This window comes from Rhizobium sp. NLR22b (assembly GCF_019685295.1).
GTDB lineage: Bacteria > Pseudomonadota > Alphaproteobacteria > Rhizobiales > Rhizobiaceae > Rhizobium.
Genome location: NZ_JABDWM010000001.1, coordinates 670,043 through 691,742, shown reverse-complemented (window position 1 = coordinate 691,742; position 21,700 = coordinate 670,043). Strand labels below are relative to the sequence as shown.

The window sequence follows — 21,700 nt, the reverse complement described above, 5'->3', positions numbered from 1 at the left end:
AAACTCGAGGCGGCGGCATCGACCAATCCACGGTCCTTAGTTGCCTTCCTTGAGAACTCCTCTCAGGCATTTCTCAAGCTGATTTTTTTATCAACGGCGTCCCGACATTCACGAACGGCATATGCTGCCGCCATTTCAGCGTTGATCCTGAAGCCGGGAATCCTTCCGGGACTGAAAGTCGCGGCAGCTCGACCAAAGGCATCGGTAAGTCCGATTGATTGCAGCAGTACTCCATAAAGGCAACCTACAGGATTGACGTCGCGGTCGACGATAACATTGATAACCGGGTTTCCTATTCGGCTCTCATGATAGCATGTCGACGTGTCCGGCTTGCTTCGAAGCGTGTCTATGTCGTGGACTGCTATTTGGCCCAACTTTGCCAGTTCAAGCGCATCACGATCGATGAATACGTTGAGAGTCTGGGTGTTTGGCGGCTGGTTCTGATCGTTGAACGGTGCATACGGCGTTGCAGGCGAGTAATCGATGGATCGACTAGCATCGAAATTGATACCGATTTCCGCGTAAGCCCCGATCGCAGAGAAGACGCGCAAAAGCTCAATCTGTAAGGATTGAACATCGCTCCTCTCCATACCCTTCACGTTGAGGACGATGTTCATTTCGATTGCTTTGTTGATGTCGAGAATCGGCGCTGTCGACTTCGCCATGGCAAAAGCCACGATCTCTTCCACAGACAAAGATGAGCGAATTGACTGAAGCTTTGTTGAATCGATCGCAAGCGCCGGCGTCGCAATCAGCGCTGCCGCTAGACCCATCACTACGCCCCATCGCGCTTTCTTGAATAGCATAAGCGCCCCCACAACGCTGCTCATCAACCGTTCGGCTGCTTCATTCGAACCGTTGATCAAACGCCGGTGGAGCCGAAGCCGCCTGCGCCTCGTATGGTCTCGCTCGCTTCGGTGATCTCCAAAATCCGCGCCCTTGTCACCGGCGCGATCACCATCTGGGCGATGCGCATGCCGCGCTCGATGGTGAAGGCTTCCTCGCCGAGATTGGCGAGGAGCACCTTCACCTCGCCGCGATAGTCGCTGTCGACGGTGCCGGGCGAATTCAGGCAGGTGATGCCGTGTTTGAAGGCAAGGCCGGAGCGCGGCCGCACCTGTCCTTCGAACCCTTCGGGGATTTCGAAGATGAAGCCGGTCGGCACCAGCGTCCGCTTGCCGGGCGAGAGCGTCAGCGGTTCGCCGTCGGCGACGGCGGCGCGCAGGTCCATGCCGGCCGCCCCTTTGCTTTCATAGGCGGGCAGGTCGAGGCCCTCGCCATTGGCCAGGCGGATGAGGTTCAGCGTCGGGCTGAGATCGTGATGAATGGTCATGGCCCATTACTTTGCGCGTGAGCGGCCGGGGTCAATTGCAATCGCGGCCTTTAATCGCTAGTTAAGCGGCAATTCCACAGGATTCACATCATGGCCGAAAGCCTCGCCGAGGCGGTCTCCCGCCGCCGCACATTCGCTATTATCGCCCACCCGGACGCGGGTAAGACGACGCTCACCGAGAAGCTGCTGCTGTTCGGCGGCGCCATCCAGCTTGCCGGCGAAGTCAAGGCGAAGAAGGACCGCATGCAGACGCGCTCCGACTGGATGAAGATCGAGCGTGAGCGCGGCATCTCGGTCGTCACCTCGGTGATGACCTTCGAATATAACGACAATGTCTTCAACATCCTCGACACACCAGGCCACGAGGATTTCGCCGACGACACCTATCGTACGCTGACGGCCGTCGACGCCGCCGTCATGGTCATCGATGCCGCCAAGGGTATCGAGCCGCGCACGCTAAAGCTCTTCGAAGTCTGCCGCATGCGCGATATCCCGATCATCACCTTCATCAACAAGATGGATAGGGAAAGCCGCGACCCCTTCGAGATCCTCGACGAGGTCGAAGAGAAGCTGGCGCTGGATACGGCGCCGATCACCTGGCCGATCGGGCGCTCGAAGACCTTCTGCGGCTCCTATCATCTGGCGAACAGCACCGCCCGTGGTTCCGACACCGAGGTCGAGACGACGCCGGTCAATGGCCCGCAGGCGGTCGCCGACAGGCTGCCGGAAAATGAGCGGCAGGCGTTTATCGACGAGACCGAGCTTGCGATCGAAGCCTGCCGCCCCTTCGACCGCGAGTCTTTTCTCGAAGGCCATATGACGCCTGTCTTTTTCGGCTCGGCGCTGCGCAATTACGGTGTTCGCGATCTCATCAATGCACTCGGAGAATTTGCGCCGCCGCCGCGTGACCAAGTGGCCGATACCAGGACGGTGCATGCGACCGACGACAAGATGACGGCCTTCGTCTTCAAGATTCAGGCCAACATGGATCCCAACCACCGCGACCGCATCGCCTTTGCCCGCATCTGCTCCGGCAAGCTCGAACGCGGCATGAAGGCGCGGCTCGCCCGTACCGGCAAGCAGCTCGGCCTGACGGCGCCGCAATTCTTCTTCGCCTCGCAGCGCCAGCTCGCCGACACCGCCTATGCCGGCGATGTCGTCGGCATCCCCAATCACGGGACGCTGCGCATCGGCGACACGCTGACCGAAGGCGAATCGCTGGTCTTCCAGGGCGTGCCGAACTTCTCGCCGGAGATCTTGCGCCGCGTGCGCCTGGAAGACGCGATGAAGGCGAAGAAGCTCAAGGAAGCGCTGCAGCAGATGGCCGAGGAAGGCGTCGTCCAGCTGTTCTCGCCGGAAGACGGCTCGCCGGCGATCGTCGGCGTCGTCGGCGCCCTCCAGCTCGACGTCCTGAAGGAGCGGCTGATGGCCGAATACGGCCTGCCGGTCTCCTTCGAAATGTCCCGCTTCTCCGTCTGCCGCTGGATCTCGGCCGATCAGCCAGCCGATCTGGAAAAGTTCCTCACCGTCAAACGCGGCGATATCGCCCGCGATCTCGACGGCGATCCCGTCTTCCTCGCCCAGGACGCCTTCTCATTGCGTTATGAGGCGGAGCGTTACCCGGCAATCAAGATGGTCGCCATCAAGGAATATCACGCCGCCAAGGCGGCGTGATTGGGGTTCTTGGAAGCGTGGGCGTTGCGGTAATTTTTCCCGCATCGCCCGGCGAAAGTTTTGTGTGATCGGCTCGGCCGGATAAGAAAGCACGGTTCGGGCACCGGTCCGGATCATCGTCTCGCTCGACATGCCGGGCAGGAGTTTGCCGCCTTCCAGCTTGGAAAGTTCGCTCTGGTCGATCAAAACGGTCGCGGCGAAACAAGGAGCGCAGCTGCGCTCCTCCACCATCATGTCGGCCGATACGATCTCCACGACGCCGTCGAGCAGGTTGTAGCGGGCAAAGGCCGGGAAACTGACGCGCGCCGGCTATCCGGGAGCGACATGCCCGCAGGCATTCCGTGTAGCGGAGGAACCATATCCTATCGGTAGCGCTCTGCCGGGACACTCAAGATCCCTCGGAGGATAACATAAAAATACTGGTCATCTCTGCCGTATCGGTGTTTCTATCACTTGGGGGAGTTGCGGTCGCGCAGACTGCGACGCTTGTCGTTCCTGGCGAGGTCAAAACCTAGGTCATGAACCAGGAAACGCCATCCGTCACTGTCGGCCATACCGCGACAAGGGCTCCGGCAACCTTGCCAAGCGATCGGATCAACCATTCTTTTCTTGACCGCTCGTTGCAAGCATAGGAAGGGCGAAGCTTCGCTTCTATGCCAATCCACTATCCAATCGTTTGCATGAAGAGCCCCTTTACTCTCAAAAAGCGACGCCCGACATGGGTCGACAACGCTTCACCAGCGAAGTTCTGACTGAATACGGCAACATCGCTAAAACCTCTCTCCTTTCAGCAGGGATGAGGAAACCTAGCCTGATCGTGCCGACGGAAAGACGGACCTAAGTCGGACTGGCCGTCTCAGGACGGGCTGCGCATATACTGATTCAAATAACGTGAAGGTCCGCGGAGGGGTGTATCAGGAGGAGGATATGAAGTTCGGCGCCAACAATCATGAGGAGCGTTGCTCGGAAGGTCATCGCTCTGCCTCGATCATCGCAACGATCAAAGCAGCCCTTTCTGCCGATCCGGACATCGACAGCAGCGCCATCGAGATCAGGATGCTCGGCCCTGTCGTACTACTCGAAGGCTATATCACAAAAGCCGCAGACCGTGACAGAGTCATCTCGGTTGCCGCGCTGATCGTGGGCGGGGAGAACGTCCACGACCGGATGCAAAGCCGCTTCCCGACGCAGTAATGGACTGTACTTGCGGGCTAGGACTAAAGTCCGACAACGTCCACGGCACGAAGTCCCGGTGCCGGAACACTTGTTCCGGTTTCAGGTTTGACCCTCCAGCGGAATCAACCGCATCAAAGGAGGAAAACACATGGATATCAAAGCAGTAGGAATTGCCGCTAGTATTCTATTGGCATCGACGTCTGCCTTCGCTCAGTCATCTACGGTGACTGGTGCTGCAGGTGGCGCTGCAGCGGGTGCAGTTGTCGGCGGCCCGGTGGGCGCGGCGGTTGGCGGCATTGTCGGCGGTGTTGCGGGCAGCGTCATCGATCCGCCGCCGCAGAAGGTCGTCACCTATGTTCAACAGGCTCCCGCCCCGACCAAGCGCGTCGTCGTGAAGGAAAAGGTCGTCGTCGGACAGCCTCTGCCGGAGACCGTCGTCGTGACGCCGGTTCCCGATGATCCGAAATATGCATACGCGATCGTCAACGATGAGCGTGTGATCGTCGAACCTTCCTCCCGGAAGGTGATCCAGGTCCTTCAGTGACCGAAGGGCAGCTCCCGCCGCCCCTTCCAAATAATCAGGGCATGCATGTGGCGCATTGGAATGCGGACTGCAGGGCGTGTTCGAACGTTGGAGAATGAATTATGAAAAGCAACCATTTTGCCATGCTCGTGGCAGCACTGTCACTCAGCGTATCGCCGCTGGCGACACTGCCGGCTGTAGCCCAGCAGGACACCAAGAGCGGCAATCAAGCCCAATCCGGTTCCCAGAGCACGGACTCCGGTTCGCAGGCGGGCTCCGGCAAGACCGGCACCGACTGCACCCCCGACGCTTCGGGAGCCTGCCCACAGGGCAAGGCTCAGTCATCGCAGCAGAAGTCCGGCAGTTCGGACACCCAGAAGAGGGCCGAGCAGCCTGCGACCGATAGCTCGACGAGCGGAACTGCTTCCGGTAAGGCTTCAACGGAAACTAAATCCGGATCGCAAGACGCCGGCGGTGGCACCACCACCGAACAGAAGCCCACCGCCAAATCCGGCAGCACCGAGACCAGCGGCGGGGCCACCTCAGGGGCAAAAAGCACCACCACGCAGGGCGGCGATGCGACGAAGCAGTCGACCGACCAGAATGCGACGACAAACAAGAGCTCGTCCGAAACCAACGTCAACATCTCGGTCGAACAGCAGACCGAAATTCGGTCGGTGGTGAAGGAGGTCCATGTAGCGCCGGTGAAGGAGGTTGACTTCACGGTCTCCCTCGGGGTGAAAATCCCGAAGAAGGTGCGGCTCGAACCACTGCCGCCGCGCATGGTGAAGATCGTTCCGCAGTATGAAGGCTATCGCTTCTTCATCCTTGCGGATGGCCGGATCGTTATCGTCGATCCGAATGCTTTGACGATCGTCTACATTATCGAGGCCTGACGCCCGGGTCTTGGCGGCGTTTGCCGATCGACATCTTGCCTCGCTCCATGTCGAGGCAGCCGGCCAACAAGCAAAATGCCCCGCAAATTGCGGGGCATTTTGCACTACCCGTGCCGCCGGCCGGAGGGACTCGACAACGTAGAATAGGATGACATGGTTCAAAGATGGTCAATTAGCTCTGAGTTACTAACCTTATTGCGAAACTTCTCTCGCGCTGAGATCAACTCGATGGATAACCTTAGACCCCAGCGTTCGTTGCCGGTTATAGTTGGGCCCTCGCAACCTCCTTCGGCTAGCTAGTCCTCGCCATCAAACCGCGGCAGCGGCTGAATATTTTCCGCCCAGGCCAGAGCCGACCGGCACCATATCTGTTTCTTTGGCGTCAGGTCCCGCCGCTGGTCGATGCTGCCGAGACGGATACCGATCGAGCCGCCTTCGCCATCGGTTCGATAGAGCGGTGATCCGCAATTCGCACAGAAGAATTGCCGGCTGAGGGCGCCGCTGTCGCCATGTTTCGGATAGCTGCGCGGTTCACCCGAAACAAGCGTGAAGCTTTCCGGTTGCGCCGGCGCGGTGACGCGGTAGGCCGAGCCCGTCAGCCGCTGGCAATCGGTGCAATGGCAGATCGAAACCCGCTCCGCGTCGATTTCCGCCTGATAGCGGATCGCGCCGCAATGACATCCTCCCGTTATATGCATCGGCAACTCCTCAATCCGCCGGCTGTGCGGCCGGGCGGGCGGCATAGAAGGTCTTGGCATCCGCCGTAAAGGCGGCCCGTTCATCGGCACTTGTGTAGAACATATGGCCGCCATGGTAGAGTTTCAGCCCGACACGGACACTGGCGAGCGATGGCGGCAGGTGGTCGACCACATAGCGGCTGACGCTGTACGGCGTCACCAGATCGCTGTAGCCATGTGCGATCAGCAGATGGAAGGCCGCGTTCGAAGCGAGCAGCTGCCTGATGTCGTCGGTGGCGCTCGCCTGGAGGCGTGACCCGCCGCGGCCGCCGCCCCAGTCCCAGCGCCGGCTGATGTCGCTGTCGAGCAGCGAATAGGTCATTTCGGTTTTGAAGCCGAGCTCGTTACGGGCATAATCGGCGAAGGCGCCGCCATAGGCGCGCGTGAAGCCATCGAGGATGGCGTCATCGCCGCGGTCGTAATCGGATTCCGGATAGGGATCGGGCGCCGCGAAGGAAGCATCGTAGGGGCTTGCCACCTGGCCGCCGCCGTCCGAGTGCTTGACGAAGGAATTGCCGAGGAAACCGCGATTGCGGGCGACGATATCCTGCGGAATGCCGGTTAGCCCGGCGATTCTGCCATAGAAGGCTGCGGCATCGGCGCCCGTCGGCGGCGGGCCGGCGAGCGTCGTCAAATAGTCGCCGAGCGCGAAACGCTCCGCTTGCCTCTGCTTCTCCTCGGTAAAGCCATTTTGCCGGTCGAGTTCGGCCGCAGCCAGCGATGGTAGCTCGAGCGCCGCGCCGAGCGCGAACTGGTCGGCATTGAACATCAGCTGCCCTTCGAGCAGCGGCGAGAGCATCACGGCGCCGGCGACGACGATGCCCTGGCTTTCCTGCAGGGCGGAGGCGACCTTGGCGGCGCGGAAACCGCCATAGCTTTCGCCGAGCAGATATTTCGGCGAGTTGGAACGATTATTATGCGCGACATAGAGCGCGATCGCCTTGGCGATGCTCTGGGCATCCGAGTTGACGTTGTAATAGTTGGAGGCGTCGTCCGCCTTCGCCGTCCGGCTCCAGCCGGTCCCGATCGGATCGATCAGCACGAGATCGGTAAAATCGAGCCAGCTTTGCTCGTTATCGACGAGTTTCGCATGGGCGCCGTCACGTGCCTGCGGCCCGAAATCGAGCACTTTGGGCCCGACCAGCCCGAGATGCAGAAAGGCGGAGGCTGCGCCCGGCCCGCCGTTGAAGGCAAAGGTCAGCGGCCGATCCGACCCGCCACCGCTGGCGACATAGGCGGTGTAGAAGATCGCGCCGGTTTGCGCTCCGTCCTGACCGAAGAGATCGAGAGTGCCGGCGGTCGCGGTGTAGGCGATCTTCCGGCCGTCGACCGTCAACTCGTGCTCCGTGACGGAGTCGGCCGGCAGCAGCTTCAGCACGCCGTCGCGCGCACTGCGCTCGACATTTGCCTGGCGCCCGCCGCTTTCCTGCGCTGGGGAAAGGGCAGGCCCCAGCGACGCCATCAACGCGGTGAGCAGAAACAGGGTTCGTATGCGCACGATTTGTCCTCCGGGCGGATGCAGGCTGAGATAGCGTAGCATCCGCGGCTGACGACCGGCATCAAGAGATGGTGATGGACCGGTGGGGCTAGACTTTCTCGACCGCGTGCACATTCACCTCCAGCGCTCGGCCGGCCCTCCAGCCGTTGATCGCGGCCCCCAGCCCGAGCGCGATGAACAGAACCGCGCACCAGGAAAAGCTTCCGGTCCAGCCACGGATGAGGCCGACGATCAGCGGGCCGATTGCGGCGAGCAGATAGCCGACGCATTGCGCCATGCCGGAGAGATGGGCGGCCACATCGGGATCGCGCGAGCGCAGCACGATCGTCGTCATGGCGGCCGCGATCAGTCCGCCCTGGCCGATGCCCTGCAGCACCGCCCACAGCCAGACGCTCGAAAGCGGCGCAAAGAGCAGCCCGAGCAGAGCGGTTACGGCGACGCCGCAGAGGCCGGCATTGATCAATCGCTGATCGCGGCCGCGCACGGCGATATGCGGCACAACGAGGCAGGAGGCCGCCTGCACCATCACCGAGAGCGAAACGATCGCCCCGGCCGTGACGCCGTCGAGCCCGCGTTCGCGCAGGATGGGAACCAGCCAGCCGAAGACGCAGTAGGCAAGCGCCGATTGCAGCCCCATGAACAGCGTCACCTGCCAAGCCAGCCGGTCCCGCCAGAGTCCGTCGACGCGAAAGCCGTTTCGCCTTGCTTCGGCACCGCCGCGAAGGACCTGCGGCAACCAGATGAGGCCGACGGCGAGCGCCGGCAGCGCCCAGGCGGCGAGCGCGCCTTGGAGAGAGCCGCCGAGCGCATGTTCGATCGGCAGCGTCAGCCCGGCCGCACTGGCAGCACCTGCGCAGAGCGCCATCGTATAAAAGCCGGTCATCAGCGCGGCGCGCGTGGGGAAGTCCCGCTTCACCAGTCCCGGCAGCAATACGTTGCCGACGGCGATGCACGCACCGGCAAGGGCCGTGCCGATAAAGAGCAGCGGCACGGAGGAAAGCCCGCGCATGGCTGTGCCGAGCGCAAGCAGCAGGACAACGCCGAGCAGTGTGCGTTCGGTTCCGATGCGCTGGGCAAGACGAGGCGCAAGCGGCGAGAAGACGCCGAGGCAGACGACCGGAAGCGTCGTCAGCAGACTGGCGCCAAGCGCGCTCAGCCCGAGTTCGGAGCGGATCTCCGGCAGCAGCGCCGAGGCGCTCGAAAAGACCGGGCGCAGGTTGAAAGCGATCAGCACGAGGCTGGCGCCGAGCAGCAAACTGTCTGCTCCATCCCGTACCGGCACTGCCTGCGGGGCGGGAAAGCTGCCTGCCTCGGCATCGATCAGCAATTCGTCGGCCACGTCAAGCGTGATGGCGGCATTGTTGGAAGGCGTGTTCATGACAGGATCATCCGATCGAGTGCAGCAAGAACGGGCGCCATGAATCGGCGCACCGCCGCATCCGCCTGGCCGGGATCGCCGGTGTCGATCGCATCGACGATATCGACATGCGCCTGCATGTCGGGTTCGGGAATATCCTTGCCGAGCGTCGCCGCAATCGTGTCGGCGATCGAAGCCGAGAAGAAATCGTAGATCTCGATCATCGCCCGATTGCCAGAAGCAGCGATGACCGCCTTGTGGAAGGCGAGGTCCCGTTCGATGAAGGCGGCTTCATCGCCGCCGGCGTAACTGCCGCGTTCGTTCAGCAGCCGGCGCAGCTCGGCAATCGTCTCCGGCGTCTTGCGCATTGCTGTCAGTCGTGCCGCCTCGACATCGAGTGCTAAGCGCGCTTCGAATTGATCGCGCAGGCTGGCGCGCCGCGCCATGGTCAGCGGCCGGCCGGCGTCGCTGGTCGAACGCACATAGGTGCCCGACCCCTGCCGGGTTTCGAGATAACCCTGGGAGACAAGAACCCGCACTGCCTCGCGCACCGTGCCGCGGCTGACGGAGAGCATGGCCGACAACGAGGCCTCGTTCGGCAACTTGTCGCCGACTGCCCAGCGCTTGCCGACAATGTCGCTGCGGATTGCCTCGATCGCCTCATCGGCGAGATTGGTCTTGCTGAGCGCCTGCATCTTCTACTCATAAAGTCATCAGATGACTTTATGAGTAGAAGAATCCCGATCATGCGTCAATGTCGGAAACTCAGGCAACAAAAAAGGGCCGCCTCGGCGACCCTTTCCATGAGTTTGGCCTCGAACTGGCCTGGACTGTCAAAGCAGCCCCAGGAAGGCGGGTCTTAGAGCGAGGGCTGCCTCGCTTTCATCACCACTTCCATGCCCGATACGAGGTCCGAAATCTCATTAGACATTGGATCACCTTCCTTTCGTTCTGTTGCTGATAGGGAAAAGGTAGGACGATTCGCGCCAGATGCAAGAAGAAATTGCACTCGAGACATCCACCTGGGTCGGATCCGCGTTCACAAAAGAACACAGGCTTTTGCCGAATTTGAAGTTCCACTCGGTCACCAAACCGTCATGATCGGCCTGCAAATCAGTCGCGCGTTAAGCTGTTATTAGCCGTGGCGTTCGACAATTTAGAGCATGCCCGCCGATGCCGCGGGTTCCGGAGCAAAAGAGCCATGTGTCGCTGGGCAGCCTATCGCGGAGACCCTCTCTACCTTGAGGAGCTGGTATCCTCGCCCGCCCATTCGCTGATCGAGCAGTCCCATTGCGCCACCCGCGCCAAGACGGCGACCAATGGCGACGGCTTCGGCATCGCCTGGTATGGCGACAGGCCCGAGCCCGGCCGCTACCGCGATATCCTGCCGGCCTGGTCGGATTGCAATCTCAAGAGCCTGGCGCGGCAGATCCGCTCGCCGCTCTTCCTCGCCCATGTCCGCGCCGCCACCGGCGGCGGCACGCGCCGGGACAATTGCCATCCCTTTACCCACGATACTTGGTCATTCATGCACAACGGCCAGATATCGGGCTTCGAGCGCTTGCGCCGGCCGATGGAGGCGACGCTTGACGACGATCTGTTCAATGCCCGCAGCGGCACGACCGATTCCGAGCTGATGTTCTTGCTGGCGCTGCAATTCGGCCTGCGCGAGGCGCCGATCGCCGCTATGGCTGACATGATTGGTTTCGTCGAGGATCTGGCCGAAAACACCATCGGCTCGATCCTGCTGCGCTTTACCGCCGCCTTCTCCGACGGCAAGTCGCTCTATGCGATCCGCTATGCCACGGATCGCAAGGCGCCGACGCTCTATGCCTCGCCCGTCGGTGCCGGCTACTGCCTGGTCTCCGGACCGTTGAACGACGATGTCGACGCCTGGGCGGAGATTCCTGATGGCAGCGCCGTCATCGTCGGCAAAAACAGTATCGATGTCGCGGAATTCCGGCCGGAAAAGCCGAGCAAAGCCAAATCGCAACGCATGGCTGTCTCGGCATAATCCTTTCCGAAAAACGGGATCGATTTTCGATGAGGGATTATGCGCGGAAGCGTTCGGCGATCAGCGCCGCCAGCCTTTCGGCGACCTCTTCCTTCGTCAGGTCTGGCCATTGCTCGACGCCGTCGTGGCGAATGAGTTTGACGCTGTTGCGGCTGCCGCCCATGATGCCGGTCGCAGGAGAAACGTCATTGGCGACGATCAGGTCGGCGCCCTTTCGCTCGAGCTTCGCCTTGGCATTGCTTTCCACGTCCTGCGTCTCGGCGGCAAAGCCGATCACCAGCCTCGGTCGCATCGTGTGATGTCCGAGGGTCTTCAAGATGTCTGGGTTCTCGGTCAGCGCCAGCGTCGGAATGGATTCACCCGGATGTTTCTTCAGTTTCTGGTCGGCGGCCGAGGCCACCCGCCAGTCTGCCACCGCCGCCACCATCACGGCGATATCGGCCGGCAGCGCCGCCAGCACGGCATCGCGCATCTCCTCGGCCCGCTCGACATGGACAACATTGGTGCCGATCGGGTCGGCGATCGACACCGGCCCGGAGACCAGCGTCACGTCGGCTCCGAGCTTCGCCAGGGCTGCGGCGATCGCGTGCCCCTGCCGGCCGGAGGAGCGGTTGGCGATATAGCGCACCGGATCGATCGGCTCATGGGTCGGTCCCGAGGTGACGATCGCCTTGCGTCCTTTCAGCGGCTTTTCCCCCTCCTCGAGCATGGTGTCGGCCGCCGCGACGATCGCCAGCGGCTCCGCCATCCGGCCGAGCCCCGCCTCCCGGCTCTCAGCCATCTCGCCGACCATCGGCCCGACGAAGCGCACGCCGTCGTCCCTGAGTCTCGCCGCATTGCGCCGTGTCGCCGGATGCGCCCACATTCTGGGGTTCATCGCTGGTGCGGCCAGCACCGGCCTGTCGGTCGCGAGAAGCACGGTCGAGGCGAGATCGTCGGCTAGGCCGTTCGCCATCTTCGCCATCAGGTCGGCGCTGGCGGGGGCAATCAGCACGAGGTCGCAGTCGCGCGCCAGCCTGATATGGCCGACATCCTGTTCGTCCTGCCGCGAAAACAGATCGACAAAGACGTGGTCGGCAGCCAGAGCGCCGACGGCAAGCGGCGTGACGAATTCCTGCGCCCCCTTGGTCATGACCGGACGCACGCTCGCGCCGCGCTCCCGCAGCCGGCGGATCAGATCCAGGCTCTTATAGGCGGCGATGCCGCCCGAGATGATGAGGAGGATGCGTTTGCCGCTGAGAGCCATGGTCTTGTACCCGTCGCTTTTCTGACCGGCCTCGACCCTAAGCCTTTGGCGGAGAACATGCAATCGCGCGGACGACAGGTATCGGATCTGCTCGAGACGGGCGACTGGTTGCGTCGGCGAGGACCCCTCCCCAACCCCTCCCCACAAGGGGGAGGGGTCTTTCCGCGCCCGACCCTGGTCGATGGCGGCAGCCCGGTCTCAACTGCGGGTGATCGAGATGCCGCCGTCGACCAGCGAGGCCGTACCGGTGACGAAGCTCGCATCGTCGGAGGCGAGGTAGAGTACCGAGCGGGCGACTTCATCCGGTGTCGCGACGCGTTTCAGCGCGTGCATATTGGTGATGGCGGCCTGCTTGTCGGGCGTATTGTTCACGTCGCGGTACATGTCGGTATCGACGGCGCCCGGCAGGATGGCGTTGACGCGCACGCCCTGCGGTCCGAACTCGGCGGCCAGCGCCTGCGTCAGGCCGATCAGGCCGGATTTGCTGGCGGCATAGGCGGCAATGCCGGGAAAGGCGAAGCTGTAGCCGACGAAGGTCGAGGTGAAGATCACGGAACCGCCGCCATTGTTCGTCATCGCGACGATCTGATGCTTGGCAGCGAGAAAGGAGGCGGTCAGATTGACGGCCAGTGCCTCGCTGAAGCCTGCTTCCGAGATACCGGTGCTCGGCCCAGCTTCGCCGATGATGCCGGCATTGTTGAAGGCGATATCGAGCTTGCCGTAGTTGGTGACGGCAGCCGCGACCAGCGCCTTATGATAATCTTCCGAGCGGACGTCGCCTGCAACGGCGATGGCTTTGCCGCCTTCTGCCTCGATCTCCGCGACCAGGCTGTCGAGTTCACGCTCGCGACGGGCGCCGACGACGACCTTCGCACCTTCGGCCGCAAAGAGCTTTGCCGTGACGCGGCCGATGCCGGAGCTTGCGCCGGTAACGATCGCGACCTTGTTGTTTAAGCGGTTCATGGTTCCATCTCCTGTTGTTGATCCGAGGCGGCCCCTGCCGTCCCTTTCGTTGACCAGAAGATGGCATGTTCATTTCGTTCGGGTTAGTCTCCAGATTAAGGAACTCGAATTCGGAAATACCGAACGATGATCAGGATAGAAGGCATTGCGGCTTTCGTCGCCGTGGCGGAGGCAGGCTCGGTCAGCGAGGCGGCCAGGAGGCTGCGGCTCTCCAAGTCCGTCGTCAGCGAAAGGCTGGCGGAATTGGAGAAGTCGTTGGGCGGCGTCCTGCTGCACCGAACGACCCGCAAGCTCACCTTGACGGAGGACGGATCTGCATTTCTCGAGCGCGCCGCGCGCATCGTGCGTGAGATTGACGAGGCCGCCGCCGACATGGCCGAGCGGCGCGGCACGCTGTCCGGCCCGATCCGCATCGCCGCCCCGGTCACGTTCGGCCGCATGCATCTCGGCCCGGCGCTCTACCCCTTTCTTGCCGACCATCCCGACATCGAGTTGACGCTCGACATCGATGACCGCCGCGTCGATGCGGCCTCGGACGGCTACGACGCCATCATCCGCAACGGCCCGATCGCCGACAGCCGACTGGTCGCCTGGAAGCTCACCCGCAGCCGCCGGCTTCTCTGCGCTTCGCCGGATTATCTCGCCCGCGAGGGAACGCCATCGTCGCTCGCCGATCTGAACCGCCATCGCGGCGTCTTCTATACCAATCGCGGCGTTGCCGACTGGCGCTTCGAGACCCCGGAGGGGGCGGTCGTCGTCCGCGCCAAACTGGCGCTCGGCATCAACAATGGCGACATGCTGCGCGATGCCGCGATTGCCGGCCTCGGCATCGCCCTGCTGCCGGCCTTCATCGCCGGCCCGGCCATTCGCGAGGGCCGGCTTGCCGAAATCGATGTCGGTCACAGGCCGGAGGCCGAATTCATCTATTTGGCCCATCCCGAGGGCCGAAATCCCTCGGCCAAGCTCCGCGCTATCGCCGATCACTTGAGGAAGAGCTTCGGGGATCCGCCCTATTGGGATCCAGCGGGTTAACACATGAATTCGAACGCCCACCAGAATGAAGATATGCCGCCGCCAGCGCGAACCGTGAAAACCGTGATCGCAGGAGAAAAGCATTACCTGACGCGCGGCACAGGCGCCTATCGCCGCGCCAGCCTGGCGCTCTTTCTCTCCGGTTTTTCCACCTTCTCGCTGCTCTATTGCGTGCAGCCGCTGCTGCCGGTCTTATCGCAGGAGTTTTCCGTCAGCCCGGCCGGAAGCTCGCTGTCGCTGTCGCTCTCCACCGGTTTCCTGGCGGTTGCCATCGTCTGCGCCGCCGCCGTCTCGGAAGGCCTTGGCCGCCGCAGCCTGATGTCGATATCGCTGGTCGGTGCGGCGTTGCTGACGATTGCTACGGCTTTCGCCCCGAATTGGCATCTGCTGCTCGTCATCCGCGCCCTCCAGGGTCTCGTTCTCGGCGGCGTGCCCGCCGTCGCCATGGCCTATCTTGCCGAGGAGATCGATCCCCGCGGCCTCGGCGCCACCATGGGCCTTTATGTCGGCGGCACGGCCTTCGGCGGCATGTCCGGCCGCGTGCTGACAGGCATCTTCGCCGAATATCTTGGCTGGCGCCCGGCGCTCTTCTTGATCGGCGCCATCGGACTTGCCGCGGCGATCGGCTTTATCGCCCTCCTGCCGCCGTCAAAGAATTTCGTCCGTCGGCCGGGTTTCGATCCGCGTTTTCACGCCAGAGCCTGGCTTGGCCATCTCAGAAATCCGGCGCTGCCCTTCCTCTTCGCCATCGCCTTCCTGGCGATGGGCTCCTTCGTGACGATCTACAATTACGCTGGTTTCCGCCTCATGGCGCCGCCTTACGGCCTCAATCAGACCGAACTCGGCTTGATCTTCACCGTCTATCTCTTCGGCATCGGCGCCGCCTCGATCGGCGGCCTGCTGGGAGACCGGATCGGCCACTTTCCGGTGCTTCTCTTCGGCCTCGCGCTGACGGCCGCCGGCAGCGCATTGACGCTCTTCGCGTCGCTGCCGTCGATCATCCTCGGTATCATCGTGCTGACGACCGGCTTCTTCATGAGCCATTCCATCGCCAGCGGCCTTGTCGGCAAGCTTGCCCTCGGCAACAAGGGGCACGCTTCATCGATCTACATGCTGGCCTATTATGTCGGCTCCAGCCTCATCGGCTCGGCCGGCGGCTGGTTCTTCGCGGTCGAAGGCTGGGCAGCCGTCGTCATCTTCACCCTTGCCATGCTGGCGCTCGCCTTTATGTCGGCCTGTGTCGCGCACCACTTCGCAAGGAGAAAGGCATGATCAGCATCGACCGTCTCGGCCATCTCGTGCTGACCGTCGCCGATATCGCCGTCATGCTTCAGGTAAGGCCCGCCCTTGAATCAATCTAGTCTGAGATAGGGCACGTCCTTCCTCGCCACCTCATCAAGCGCCTCGTCATATCCGGCATCGGCATAGCGCATCACGCCGAGCGCCGTGTCGTTGGTGAGCGCGTGGTCGAGCCGTTCTTCGGCGGCATCGGTGCCATCGGCGATCACGGTGACGCCGCAGCTCGTCATGTAGCCGGCATAGCCGCCGCCGCCGGAATGGACGACGACGAGATCGGCCATCGAGGAGCAGAGCATCATCGCATCGATCAGCGGCCAGTCGGCGATCGCGTCGGACCCGTCCTTCATCCGCTCGGTCATGATATTCGGATGCGCCATGGCGCCGGCATCGAGATGGTCGCGGGAGAAGGCGACGGGACCTTTCAGCACACCGCTCGCCACCAGCGCATTGACGCGAAGAGCAAGCGCCGTACGTTCCCCATGTCCGAGCCAGGCGATGCGTGCCGGCAGCCCCTCGAAGGGCACGTGCTCGCGCGCCAGCCGGATCCAATTGGTGATGATCTTGTTGTCGGGAAACATCTCGATGAGCAGGTCGTCAATCCGGGCGATATCGCTCTCCTCGCCCGACAGCGCCATCCAGCGGAACGGCCCGATCGCCCGGGCAAAGAGCGGCCTGAGATAGGCCTCGGTGAAGATCGGAATATCGAAGGCGTTGGCGACACCGCCCTCTTTCGCCTGCGTGCGGATGAGGTTGCCATTGTCGAAGACTTCGGAGCCCTTCTTCTGGAACTCCAGCATCGCGGTGACATGATCAACGATCGAGGCGCGGCTTGCCGCCATCAATTGCCCCTGGCCGTCGTCGCGCAGGCCTCTGACCTGATCAAGGCTCATGCCCTTCGGTACGTAGCCATAGACGAGGTCATGCGCCGAGGTCTGATCGGTGACGATATCGGGCACGATGCCGCGCCGAGCGATCTCGGGATAAACCTCCGCCGCATTGCCGACGAGGCCGACGGACAGCGCCCGCTTCTCCTTCGCCGCCGCATCGATCATTTCAAGCGCGGTATCGAGATCGGGAGCGATTTTCTGGAGATAGCCGATCTGCTGGCGTTTTCGCGCCCGCTCCGGATCGATGTCGACGCAGAGGATCGCCGCGCCTGCCATGCGGCCGGCGAGCGGCTGCGCCCCGCCCATGCCGCCGAGGCCGGCCGTCAGCACGAATCGGCCATGGAGATCGCCGCCGAAGCGGCGTTCGGCGATGCGCATGAAAATCTCGTAAGTGCCCTGGATGACGCCCTGACTGCCGATATATTGCCAGGCGCCGGCCGTCAGCCCGCCCCAGCAGATCAGCCCTTTGCGCTGCAGCTCGTAGAACACTTCGGCCTTTGCCCATTGCCCGACGATGTTGCAGTTCGCCATGATGACGAGCGGCGCCTTTGCATGGGTCTTTACGACCCCGATCGGCTTGCCTGACTGGATGAGCAGCGTCTGGTCCTCATCCATCTCCGTCAGCGCCTTGACGATGCCCTTGTGCGCCGGCCAGTTGCGCGCTGCCTTGCCGAGCGCGGCATAGACGATCAGATTGTCGGGATCCTCGCCGACGGCGAGCACGTTTTCGAGGAGCCGCAGCAGCGCCTCCTGTCGCCAGCCCTTGGCACGCAACTCCGGTCCGCCGGGAATTGGAAATTTCGGATGGCGTGGATTGGCCTTCGGCATCACGGGTTCCTCGCTTGGTTCTCTGCTTTTTCCTTCTCCCCGCTGGGGAGAAGGGGAAGCTAATTGGTCACTTGCCCGGCAGCGATTCCACATAGGCAAGCGCCGCATCGAGCAGACGCCGTCTCAGGGCATCGTCGCCGTAAGCCTCGGCGGAGGCGCGCAGCCAGCCGTGCATGACCCGCTCGCCCATCAGCATCCGGATTACGCCGGGCAGAGCCAGCGCCCAATCATCATTGCCCTTGCCGAGACGGATCAACATGCCGTCACTGCGCGCGCCGCAGAGAAGATTGCCGTTCAGCAGGAAGGCGCGGCCGCCGAACATGGATTTTTCGCTGAGGCCAGGGCGATCGCCGAGTTCCTCACGCAGCAGTTCTTCAAGGCCGGGATCGCGTGCCATGGCTCAGGCCTTCGCCGCCAGTGCATAACGCGCGATCTCGATGCCCATAGCCTTTTCGACGACGGGATAAACTGTCGGATCGAGCACGCTAGCCGACAGCGGAATGATATCCATCGGCACATGCAGGATGAAGACATGCATGCCCGCCTGCAACTGCCCGACGCTCAGCGGCTCGCCCTCAGACGACAGCGTAGTGATCACGGCGGGGAAGGTCGCAAGCCGCCCGCCGCCCGCATCGTCCACGGCCATGTATTCGTTCATCACATGCAGCGTCACCGATTTATCACCCGAGCCGACGGCGATGGTGCCGATATCGAAGGCTTCCTTGGTATAGACGACGTCCTTCCGGCTGATGACGCCTTCGGCGAGGACATGCCCGCCCGTCGTCCTGCAGATCGCATCGATGACCGCTGGCCCGCCCCGCTTCTCCGCCGCAATGATCGCTTCTCCGAGCGCAAGCGCCATCGAGATGCCGCCGAGGGCCGCATGCGCCCTGATATAGGAGGCCCGGAGCGGATTGCGGCAGCTGGCGATGAAACCGCCGGACTGATCGGCGGCGGCGCGCAACACCGGCGAGATCTTTGCCGTCGCGCCCTTCACCACCAGCTCGATGTAACGGTTTTCGGCCCTGTTGCCGCCGACGGCGGTCTGGATCATCGGCTCGGGTGAGGCGGCCATGCCGATCGAGCCCATGTCGCCGGTCGGGTGGGCGCGGATATCGCCGACGGCATCGACCACCTTGGTGCCGAGGATCGCCGACGGCAGCCAGCCGTTCAGCGTCGAGGATTTGCCGTTCTGGCCGATGATCAGCCCGGAGAGCCTTTCGCCGAGCGCCTCCTGCAGCAATTGCACCGCCTTCACATAATCGACGCCCTGCATTTCCCAGGGCGTCGTGGAGGCCGGCGCGCCGATCGCGGCCGCAGTGGCGATCCAGTCGTCATCCTTCAATTCGTCGACCGATACCAACTCCGGTTTGCCGATGGTGACGGCCGCAAGCCCAAGCATCCGCCCGTGATCGGCCCAGCCGCCGCCGCCGGCGGCATAGACGGAGCCGCCTTTGACGGCGGCTTCGACATCCTTCTCAACCAGTATGCGTCCCATCGGCCTTCTCCCGCTTCGAATCCTTGTCCATCTCGCGCACCGCTTGGAAAAGCACGGCTGCGCCGAGCGCGATATCGTCATTGTCGGCCCATTCGTCGGGGCAGTGGCTGCGACCTCCCCGGCAGGGCACGAAGATCATTGCCGCCGGTGCCACCTTGGCGATCCAGGCGGTATCGTGCCCTGCGCCGGAGGCCATGCGCCGGTATTTTGCGCCGACGCGTTCGCAGGCGGCCTCCAGCGTCGAAAGCAGCGCGGCATCGCTGGGCGTCGGCAGATTGTCGGAGACCCGATTCGGCGCCTCGATCGTCACGCCGTAAGCGGTCGCCAGCTTTTCGACATGGCCGTCGAGCCAGCGGCAGAAGGCCTCCATATCTGCGCGGATTTCCGCGCGCCCGTCGATCAGCAGCACGACCTTGGAGGGCACGACATTGGCCGCATTCGGCTCGATCCTGAACTCGCCAACTGTCGCCGCGAAATGTCCCGGCGTTCTGGCAAGCTCGGCGGCGGCGTTGCGGATGTCGAGCACCAGCTCCGAAGCCGCGACCAGCGCATCCGCCCGCCTGTCCATCGGCGTCGTGCCGGCGTGGTCGGCCCGCCCCTCGATGGTGATCTCGATACGGGTGATGCCCGATATTGCGGTGACGATGCCGATATCCTCCCTTTCGGCTTCGAGCACCGGCCCCTGCTCGATATGGAGCTCCAGGAAGCCTGCCAAATCGGGCCGCTTCTGCCGTCCCAGCACGCCAGGCTCGCCGCCCACCTGGGCGATGCCGCCGGCAAGATCGAGGCCGCCGCTTGCCCGCGACAGCCAGGCTTCCGGCAATTGCCCGGTCATGCCGCGGCTGCCGATGCAGGAGACACCGAAGATGCTGACCTCCTCGGCAAGAAAATCGATGATCTCGAGATCGTGGTCCAGTTCCATGCCGTGGTCACGAAGCGCCCGCGCCACCTCAAGCGCCGAGACCACGCCGGCAATGCCGTCGAAGCGGCCGCCGTCCGGCACCGTGTCGGAATGCGAGCCGAGCATGATCGTGCCGAGCCAGGGTTTCCTGCCGGTGCGCCGGCCGATCAGATTGCCGGCGGCATCGATCCGCGTTTCCAGCCCTGCCGCCTTCATCCGCGCCTCGATATAGGCCCGGCCTTCCAGAAAGACCGGCGTGAAAGCCCGCCGTGTCCAGGCGCGCGCCGGCTCGGTGATATCGGCAAGCGCCTCAATGTCTTCAGCGATCCGGCCGGCATTCACGGGAAGATTGCGGCTCATGCGGCTGCTCCCGAAATGACCTGGCGTGACGGCGGCCGGACGAATCGGCCGGTGCCGGGCGCGGCCAGCACCTTTCCGCCCTCGGCGATCCTTTCGCCGCGCAGATAGGTGGCGGAGACGGTCCAGGGCAGGCGAATGCCGTTATACGGGCTCCAGCCGACGACATTGCTGCCGCTCGCCGACGCATCGTAGATGCTTTCGCGCGGCTCCAGCACGGTGATGTCGGCGTCCTTGCCTGGTGTCAGCGCCCCCTTGATGTGGTCGAGCCGGAAATGTTTCGCCGGATTCTCCGCCATCAGCCGCGCCGCCCAGGTCAGGGGAATGCCGCGCTCGAGAGCGCCTTTGACGAATAGCGGCACCATAACCTCGAGGCCGGGAACACCGGATGCATTGGCGAGCATGTCGGGATTGGTCTTGCGGTTCTCCGACCAGCTGACGTGATCGGTCGAGACCAGCCAGACGTCGCCCTCGGCCACTTTCCGCCAGAGCCGCTCCACTTCGGCGCGCGGCCGAACCGGCGGATTGATCTTCGCCTTGCCGCCGAGGCGCCTCACATCGTTTTCCTCGTCCAGCGTCAGGTAATGGATGCAGCACTCGACAGTCGCGGCAAAACCGTCGCGGCGGTAGGCGCGCGCGATGTCATAGCCGCGCCCGAGCGAGCAGTGCACCACATGTGCGGGGCAGCCGGTATCGGCCCCGGTCTCGAAGATCGTGTGCATCGCCAGGAGCTCGGTAATCGCCGGCCGAGACAGGCCGTGCGCCCGCCAGTCGGTGATGCCGCTTGCCTTCACCTGCTCCATATAGCTGCGCACGGCCTCGTCATCCTCATTATGCACGCCTGCCGTCAGCCCAGTCGGCGCGATTGCCGCGAAGCAGGCCTCGAGCAGGGCAGGCGGAATGCGCGGAAATCGTCTGGGATCGGTGCCGAAGGTCGAAAACTTGAAGGCGGCGACGCCGGCCTCGACCATCTCCGGGATTCGCGCCGGGCCTTCTTGCGGATCGATGGTGCCGTAAAGCGCGAAATCGACGCGCGCCTGCGGGGCGGCATGGTCGATCTTTCGCTTGACCGCCGCCGCCGAGCAGACGAGATTGCCCTCGTCATAAGGCATGTCGACGATCGTGGTCACGCCGCCGGCCGCTGCCGACCGCGTCGACCAGACGAAATCCTCCTGATCCTTCTGGGACAGCGAATGCACCTGCGCATCGATGGCGCCGGGCAGGATCAGCGCTCTTCCGAGCAGATGCCGCTCGCGCGCCGCGGGCGGCACGCCGAGGCCGACTTCGGCGATCTTGCCGGCGTACACGGCGACATAACCCGCTTCGACGATGCGGTCCGGCAGCACCACCGTGCCCTGCAGAACGAGATCGAAGTCCATGCCGCTTCCTCCTAGACTGACGTCGGAACCGTTGCCGGCTGGAGCATGATGCCAAGGCTTGAACGCCTTTCGGATGGATCACGCACCGGTTAATGTAGAGCA

The 21,700-nt window shown here is 63.2% G+C and carries 20 protein-coding genes and 1 pseudogene; 7 read left to right on the top strand and 14 right to left on the bottom strand.

Features of this window, described 5'->3' with window-relative positions:
- Positions 1 to 62 precede the first annotated feature (62 nt).
- Both HJC00_RS03270 and dut read right to left on the bottom strand, forming a co-directional pair.
- The gene (locus HJC00_RS03270) at positions 63 to 806 is read right to left on the bottom strand and encodes a hypothetical protein (RefSeq protein ID WP_259672183.1); all 744 of its coding nucleotides are present in this window, start codon (positions 804 to 806) and stop codon (positions 63 to 65) included.
- A 56-nt stretch (positions 807 to 862) separates the two neighbouring features.
- Positions 863 to 1,333, bottom strand: coding sequence for a dUTP diphosphatase (gene dut / locus HJC00_RS03265; RefSeq protein WP_221145776.1), 471 nt, complete (start codon positions 1,331 to 1,333; stop codon positions 863 to 865).
- Positions 1,334 to 1,423: 90 nt separating this feature from the next.
- Between dut and HJC00_RS03260 the strand changes: the two genes are divergently transcribed.
- Entirely contained in the window at positions 1,424 to 3,007 is a 1,584-nt protein-coding gene (locus tag HJC00_RS03260) for a peptide chain release factor 3 (protein ID WP_221099727.1), read from the top strand.
- A gap of 33 nt (positions 3,008 to 3,040) precedes the next feature.
- On the opposite strand, the pseudogene HJC00_RS03255 reads toward HJC00_RS03260, so the two are convergent.
- Positions 3,041 to 3,316, bottom strand: a pseudogene (locus HJC00_RS03255) (HlyD family type I secretion periplasmic adaptor subunit); the annotation flags it as partial.
- 618 nt (positions 3,317 to 3,934) lie between these two features.
- Between HJC00_RS03255 and HJC00_RS03250 the strand changes: the two are divergent.
- From HJC00_RS03250 to HJC00_RS03240, 3 genes are all read left to right on the top strand, one after another.
- Positions 3,935 to 4,201: a BON domain-containing protein gene (locus HJC00_RS03250; RefSeq protein WP_221163613.1), complete on the top strand. Its 267-nt coding sequence runs from the start codon at positions 3,935 to 3,937 to the stop codon at positions 4,199 to 4,201.
- A 130-nt stretch (positions 4,202 to 4,331) separates the two neighbouring features.
- On the top strand, positions 4,332 to 4,727 hold the full coding sequence (locus HJC00_RS03245) for a DUF1236 domain-containing protein (RefSeq protein WP_221153594.1): 396 nt from the start codon (positions 4,332 to 4,334) through the stop codon (positions 4,725 to 4,727).
- A 101-nt stretch (positions 4,728 to 4,828) separates the two neighbouring features.
- Positions 4,829 to 5,602 (top strand): DUF1236 domain-containing protein, encoded by a 774-nt coding sequence (locus tag HJC00_RS03240; protein WP_221163612.1) that lies wholly within the window; start codon positions 4,829 to 4,831, stop codon positions 5,600 to 5,602.
- 296 nt (positions 5,603 to 5,898) lie between these two features.
- On the opposite strand, the gene HJC00_RS03235 is transcribed toward HJC00_RS03240, so the two are convergent.
- The 4 genes from HJC00_RS03235 to HJC00_RS03220 all read right to left on the bottom strand — a co-directional run bounded on the left by HJC00_RS03235 (position 5,899) and on the right by HJC00_RS03220 (position 9,889).
- Positions 5,899 to 6,300 (bottom strand): GFA family protein, encoded by a 402-nt coding sequence (locus HJC00_RS03235; protein WP_221163611.1) that lies wholly within the window; start codon positions 6,298 to 6,300, stop codon positions 5,899 to 5,901.
- A gap of 10 nt (positions 6,301 to 6,310) precedes the next feature.
- The gene (locus HJC00_RS03230; RefSeq protein WP_210629479.1) at positions 6,311 to 7,837 is read right to left on the bottom strand and encodes a S10 family peptidase; all 1,527 of its coding nucleotides are present in this window, start codon (positions 7,835 to 7,837) and stop codon (positions 6,311 to 6,313) included.
- Positions 7,838 to 7,925: 88 nt separating this feature from the next.
- Positions 7,926 to 9,215, bottom strand: coding sequence for an MFS transporter (locus tag HJC00_RS03225; protein WP_210629478.1), 1,290 nt, complete (start codon positions 9,213 to 9,215; stop codon positions 7,926 to 7,928).
- Positions 9,212 to 9,889 carry a FadR/GntR family transcriptional regulator gene (locus HJC00_RS03220; RefSeq protein ID WP_210629477.1) on the bottom strand — a complete coding sequence of 226 codons (678 nt, stop codon included), beginning with the start codon at positions 9,887 to 9,889 and terminating at the stop codon, positions 9,212 to 9,214. The genes HJC00_RS03225 and HJC00_RS03220 overlap by 4 nt, the downstream gene beginning before the upstream one ends.
- A 506-nt stretch (positions 9,890 to 10,395) precedes the next feature.
- Here HJC00_RS03220 and HJC00_RS03215 point away from each other — a divergent pair.
- Complete coding sequence (locus HJC00_RS03215) at positions 10,396 to 11,208, top strand: class II glutamine amidotransferase (RefSeq protein ID WP_221163610.1); 813 nt, start codon at positions 10,396 to 10,398, stop codon at positions 11,206 to 11,208.
- Between the two features lie 37 nt (positions 11,209 to 11,245).
- On the opposite strand, the gene coaBC is transcribed toward HJC00_RS03215, so the two are convergent.
- Both coaBC and HJC00_RS03205 read right to left on the bottom strand, forming a co-directional pair.
- A complete protein-coding gene (coaBC, locus tag HJC00_RS03210) occupies positions 11,246 to 12,454 on the bottom strand; it encodes a bifunctional phosphopantothenoylcysteine decarboxylase/phosphopantothenate--cysteine ligase CoaBC (RefSeq protein ID WP_221145789.1) in 1,209 nt (402 codons plus the stop codon).
- Positions 12,455 to 12,652: 198 nt separating this feature from the next.
- A complete protein-coding gene (locus tag HJC00_RS03205) occupies positions 12,653 to 13,417 on the bottom strand; it encodes an SDR family oxidoreductase (protein WP_210629474.1) in 765 nt (254 codons plus the stop codon).
- Between the two features lie 126 nt (positions 13,418 to 13,543).
- On the opposite strand from HJC00_RS03205, the gene HJC00_RS03200 reads away from it, so the two are divergent.
- Both HJC00_RS03200 and HJC00_RS03195 read left to right on the top strand, forming a co-directional pair.
- Positions 13,544 to 14,449, top strand: a complete 906-nt coding sequence (locus HJC00_RS03200; RefSeq protein WP_210629473.1) for a LysR family transcriptional regulator — start codon at positions 13,544 to 13,546, stop codon at positions 14,447 to 14,449.
- A gap of 33 nt (positions 14,450 to 14,482) precedes the next feature.
- Positions 14,483 to 15,721, top strand: coding sequence for an MFS transporter (locus HJC00_RS03195; RefSeq protein WP_221146012.1), 1,239 nt, complete (start codon positions 14,483 to 14,485; stop codon positions 15,719 to 15,721).
- Between the two features lie 80 nt (positions 15,722 to 15,801).
- Here HJC00_RS03195 and HJC00_RS03190 read toward each other — a convergent pair whose 3' ends face one another.
- The 5 genes from HJC00_RS03190 to HJC00_RS03170 form a co-directional block, all read right to left on the bottom strand.
- On the bottom strand, positions 15,802 to 17,463 hold the full coding sequence (locus HJC00_RS03190; RefSeq protein WP_210629472.1) for a urocanate hydratase: 1,662 nt from the start codon (positions 17,461 to 17,463) through the stop codon (positions 15,802 to 15,804).
- 67 nt (positions 17,464 to 17,530) lie between these two features.
- Positions 17,531 to 17,860 carry a TfoX/Sxy family protein gene (locus HJC00_RS03185; RefSeq protein ID WP_064800414.1) on the bottom strand — a complete coding sequence of 110 codons (330 nt, stop codon included), beginning with the start codon at positions 17,858 to 17,860 and terminating at the stop codon, positions 17,531 to 17,533.
- A 3-nt stretch (positions 17,861 to 17,863) separates the two neighbouring features.
- Positions 17,864 to 18,961, bottom strand: a complete 1,098-nt coding sequence (locus HJC00_RS03180; RefSeq protein ID WP_221145791.1) for a DUF917 family protein — start codon at positions 18,959 to 18,961, stop codon at positions 17,864 to 17,866.
- A complete protein-coding gene (locus tag HJC00_RS03175; protein WP_210629470.1) occupies positions 18,942 to 20,222 on the bottom strand; it encodes a Zn-dependent hydrolase in 1,281 nt (426 codons plus the stop codon). Before HJC00_RS03175 ends, HJC00_RS03180 begins: the two co-directional genes overlap by 20 nt.
- On the bottom strand, positions 20,219 to 21,598 hold the full coding sequence (locus tag HJC00_RS03170) for a dihydroorotase family protein (protein WP_221153603.1): 1,380 nt from the start codon (positions 21,596 to 21,598) through the stop codon (positions 20,219 to 20,221). The genes HJC00_RS03175 and HJC00_RS03170 overlap by 4 nt, the downstream gene beginning before the upstream one ends.
- Positions 21,599 to 21,700: the final 102 nt, after the last annotated feature.